This window comes from Frigoribacterium sp. RIT-PI-h (assembly GCF_001297205.1).
GTDB lineage: Bacteria > Actinomycetota > Actinomycetes > Actinomycetales > Microbacteriaceae > Frigoribacterium.
The window spans coordinates 1-4,512 of the sequence record NZ_LHOZ01000051.1 but is presented as its reverse complement, the minus strand read 5'-3'; the positions used below and the strand labels follow the sequence as shown (position 1 = coordinate 4,512).

3 protein-coding genes are annotated in these 4,512 nt (G+C 69.1%); 1 reads left to right on the top strand and 2 read right to left on the bottom strand.

Translation table 11 applies throughout. The annotated features are described in order from the left end of the window. Window positions 1-7 precede the first annotated feature (7 nt). Window positions 8-913, bottom strand: coding sequence for a proline/glycine betaine ABC transporter permease (locus tag AEQ27_RS04285; protein ID WP_054145546.1), 906 nt, complete (start codon window positions 911-913; stop codon window positions 8-10). After that, window positions 910-2,181, bottom strand: a complete 1,272-nt coding sequence (locus AEQ27_RS04280) for a glycine betaine/L-proline ABC transporter ATP-binding protein (RefSeq protein ID WP_200908319.1) — start codon at window positions 2,179-2,181, stop codon at window positions 910-912. Before AEQ27_RS04280 ends, AEQ27_RS04285 begins: the two co-directional genes overlap by 4 nt. Before the next feature lie 480 nt (window positions 2,182-2,661). On the opposite strand from AEQ27_RS04280, the gene AEQ27_RS04275 reads away from it, so the two are divergent. Beyond that, the gene (locus AEQ27_RS04275) at window positions 2,662-4,200 is read left to right on the top strand and encodes an amino acid permease (protein ID WP_054145544.1); all 1,539 of its coding nucleotides are present in this window, start codon (window positions 2,662-2,664) and stop codon (window positions 4,198-4,200) included. Window positions 4,201-4,512: the final 312 nt, after the last annotated feature.

Here is a 4,512-nt window from a genome sequence, read left to right as displayed (position 1 = left end):
GGGAGGGCTATAAGAGACAGCGGTCGGGCGCCGGGGTCGGCGGGACCGACCGGCGGTTCTGCGCCCCCGCCACCCGCCGACCGTGACGGTCGGAGCCGAGCGCCGCGGTCATGCGGTCGAGCACGATCGCCAGGATGACGACCGAGATGCCGGCCTCGGCACCCAATCCGACGTCGATGCGGTTGAGGCTCGCGACGATGTCGCCGCCCAACCCGCCCGCGCCGACCATGCCGGCGATGACGACCATCGACAGCGAGAGCATGATGACCTGGTTGACGCCGGCCATGATGCTGGGCTTCGCGAGCGGCAGCTGGATCTGTCGCAGGATCCGCCACGGCGACGAGCCGAACGCCTGGCCGGCCTCGACCACCTCTTTGTCGACTCCGCGGATGCCGAGCTCGGTCAGGCGGACGCCGGGGGCCATGGCGAAGACGATGGTCGCGACGATGCCGGGCACGACGCCGACGCGGAACAGCAGCAGGGCCGGGATGAGGTAGACGAACGCGGGCGTCGTCTGCATGAAGTCGAGCACGGGCCGGATGATCTGCGACGCCACGGTCGACTTCGCGGCGAGCACGCCGAGCGGGATGCTCAGCGCGATCGCGAGCGTGCTCGCGACGAGCACGAGGGCGAGGCTCGACATCGCGTTGTCCCACTGGTTGACCGTGCCGATGAACAGCAGGCCGACGGCGGTGCCGACCGAGAACTTCCAGCCCTTCGCGACGAAGGCGAGGGCCGCGATCACGATGACGACCGCCCAGAACGGAGGCGCGCTCAGGAAGTACGCGACCCACTCGTAGAAGAACGTGAAGACCAGGCGGATGACGTCGAAGAAGCCGCCGAGGTTGGTGGTGATCCAGTCGACGACGTCCGAGACCCAGGAGCCGAAGGGGATGCGGAGGTACTCGTTCATCGGGTGGCTCCTTCGAGGGTGGCGTCGAGCTCGACGTCCGAGATGCGGGTGACGGGCTCGAGCACGGGGATGGGCGAGGTGGTCGTGTCGACGTTGCCGAGCGCCGCGAGCAGGGTCACGCGCGGGATGACGCCGAGCAGGCGGTCGGCGTCGTCGACGACGGCGATCGGCAGCGGGCTCTCGACGGCCAGCTCGAAGAGGTCGACGAGGGCCGCCTCGGGCCCGACCTTCGAGAACTCGGCGTTGACGATGGCCGCGAGGTCGGTGTCGTTGGCCTTGACCTGGCGCATGACGTGACGGTCGCGCACCCAGCCGAGGAGCTTGCGGTCGCGGCCGGTGACGAACAGGGCGGCGGTCTGCAGGTCGCGCAGTGACCGCAGGGCGCCCCGGGGGCCGACCGTGAGCGGGACGACCGCCCGGGCGGGCTCCATGACGCTGGCCGCCGTGAGGACGCGCGCCCGGTCGACGTCCTGCACGAACTGGGCGACGTAGTCGTTGGCCGGGTCGGTGAGGATGTCCTCGGGCGTGCCGATCTGCACGATGCGGCCGTCGCGCATCACGGCGATGCGGTCCCCGAGGAACATCGCCTCGTTCAGGTCGTGGGTGATGAAGACGATCGTCTTGCCGAGCTTCGCCTGCAGCTCGACGAGCTGCTCCTGCATCTCGCGGCGGATCAGCGGATCGAGGGCCGAGAACGCCTCGTCCATCAGCAGGATGTCGGTCTCGGCGGCGAGGGCGCGGGCCAGGCCGACGCGCTGCTGCATGCCGCCCGAGAGCTGGCTCGGCAGCTCGTCCTCCCAGCCGGCGAGGCCGACGATCTCGGTGACCTCGCGGGCCTTGGCCAGACGGGCCGCCTTCGCGACCCCCTGCACCTCGAGGCCGTAGGCGACGTTGTCGATGACGGTGCGGTGCGGCAGCAGCGCGAAGTGCTGGAACACCATCGACACGTTCTTCCGACGCACCTCGCGGAGCCGCTTGGCCGGGACGTCCGAGATCGCGGAGCCCGCGACCTCGACCGAACCGGACGTGGGCTCGAGCAGGCCGTTCAGCATGCGGATGAGCGTCGATTTGCCCGAGCCGGACAGCCCCATCACGACGAAGATCTCGCCGGGCTGGACGTCGAACGACGCGTCGATGACGGCGGCGGTGCCGAGGCCCGCGGCCTCGGCACGTGAGGCGCCGGCCTCGAGTCGGGCGACGGCGTCCTTGGGTCGGCGGCCGAACACCTTGTACAGGTTCCGGGCACGCACGGCTGGCGTAGTGGTCACAGGTGTCTCCAGGCACGCCGAGGGGGCACCGGCCGCTCGGGCCGGCTCGCCGTCGGCGGCGATCGGGTCGGGCGGACGGGTCGACGACGCGTGCGGACCGTGTCGGCTCAAGCCCACCGTGATGTCACGGGGCGAACCTGACCTCCGCCGGGTCGGTCATGGGACCGGACCCTCGCGCCACCAGACCGTACGACGACCGGAACCCGAACTGGTCGGACCATCGGTCGGCGCGTCCTGATGATGACGGGCCCGGTCTCCCGGGCCTCCACGACCGTAGCCGACATCCGTCGTTCATCCGAATTGCGAACCCGTCCAGGAGGAACCCCTGGTGCACCCCACCCCGGCGTGTCGCCCATGCCTCCGGGGATGTCGGTCGTCACCCATTCGTTATGCGGATGTGACTCGGCACCGCGCCTCCTGGGGGTTCACCCGTCTCACGGCCGTGATGCGGACGAAACCGATAGGGGCTACGGTCGACCGATGACGAGTCCCACGAACGGGGGCGGCGACGCCTCCACCGAGACCCACCTCCCGCAAGACTTCTCGCACGAGCAAGAGGGCTTCCAACACGGTCTGAAGCCCCGTCAGTTGCAGATGATCGCCATCGGCGGTGCGATCGGCACGGGGCTCCTCCTCGGGGCCGGCGGGCGGCTGGCGTCGGCCGGCCCGGCGCTCGCGCTCGTGTTCGCGATCTGCGGCGTCTTCGCCTTCTTCATCCTGCGCGCCCTCGGCGAGCTGGTGCTGCATCGCCCGTCGTCGGGGTCGTTCGTCTCGTACGCGCGCGAGTTCTTCGGTGAGAAGTTCGCGTACGCGGCCGGGTGGATGTACTTCCTGAACTGGGCGATGACGGCCATCGTCGACGTCACCGCGGTGGCCCTCTACCTGCACTACTGGTCGGCGTTCACGGCGGCACCCGACTGGCTGCTGGCCCTCGTCGCCCTCGCCGTGGTGCTCTCGGTCAACCTGTTGGCCGTGAAGGTCTTCGGCGAGATGGAGTTCTGGTTCGCCATCATCAAGGTCGCCGCCCTCGTGGTGTTCCTCGTGGTCGGCGTTGTGTGGCTCGCGGCGGCGTTCCCCGTCACGCACGACGGCGCAGCGGTCGACACCGGCTGGGGCCTGGTGGCGTCGTCGGGCATCCTGCCGAACGGCCTGCTGCCCGCCGTGATCGTGGTGCAGGGCGTCGTCTTCGCCTACGCCGCGATCGAGTTGGTGGGCACGGCGTCGGGCGAGACCCAGAACCCCGAGAAGGTCGTGCCGCGCGCGATCAACACGGTCATCATCCGCATCGCCGTGTTCTACGTCGGGTCGCTGGTGTTGCTGTCGCTGCTGCTGCCCTACACGGCGTACAAGGCCGGCGAGAGCCCGTTCGTCACGTTCTTCAGCAGCATCGGCAGCCCCGAGGTGGGCGACATCGCGGGGTCGATCATGAACTTCGTCGTCGTCACGGCGGCACTGTCGAGCCTCAACGCCGGGCTCTACTCGACCGGTCGGGTGCTGCACTCGATGGGCATGAACGGGTCGGCCCCGAAGTTCACGACGAAGATGTCGAAGGGCGGGGTGCCGTTCGGCGGCATCCTGCTGACCGCGAGCATCACCCTGTTGGGCGTGGTGCTCAACGCGATCGTCGGGGCGAACACGGCGTTCGAGATCGTGCTGAACATCGCGTCGCTGGGCATCCTGACGGCGTGGGGCACGATCATCCTCTGCCAGATGCGGCTTCGTCAGTGGGCGAAGGAGGGCAAGGCGAAGGAACCGTCGTTCAAGTTGCCGGGTGCGCCGGTGACGAGCTACCTGACGCTGGCGTTCCTGGCCGCGGTGGTCGTGCTGATGGCGATCGACTGGCCGATCGGGTCGTTCACGGTCATGTCGCTCGTCGTGATCATCCCCCTGCTGATGCTCGGTTGGCACCTGCAGCGCGACCGCATCCTGGCCGCCGCCCGCCTGCGCGAGGGCATGACCGGCCCGTACCCCGTGACCGGCCGCGACGCCGCCTCGCAGGTCCCCCGCGACGGCCAGTAGCCGCACCACACCGGACGCCGGAGGCGCGGGCCGGCCCTCGAGGTCGCCCGCGCCTCCGTCGTCTTCGACGGGGTTCTCGGGCGGGTCGATCGCCGGGGTGAAGCCATCCCGGTGTCCGCCGACGACGAAGGCCCGGTCAGATGATGCGTCTGACCGGGCCTTCTGTGGTGCACCCCCTCGGACTTGAACCGAGAACCCACTGATTAAGAGTCATACGGATTCCGCAGATATGGTTGACAAATAGTCGGATCTGGGTGATATGGTTGCAAATGTGCCGGTGCGAGACCGCCCGGAATTTAGTCGCTGGCTACA

Bases quoted from the DNA above. Each gene is read 5' to 3' on its own strand.
- AEQ27_RS04285 (WP_054145546.1), bottom strand. From the start codon at position 913: ATGAACGAGTACCTCCGCATCCCCTTCGGCTCCTGGGTCTCGGACGTC.
- AEQ27_RS04275 (WP_054145544.1), top strand. From the start codon at position 2,662: ATGACGAGTCCCACGAACGGGGGCGGCGACGCCTCCACCGAGACCCAC.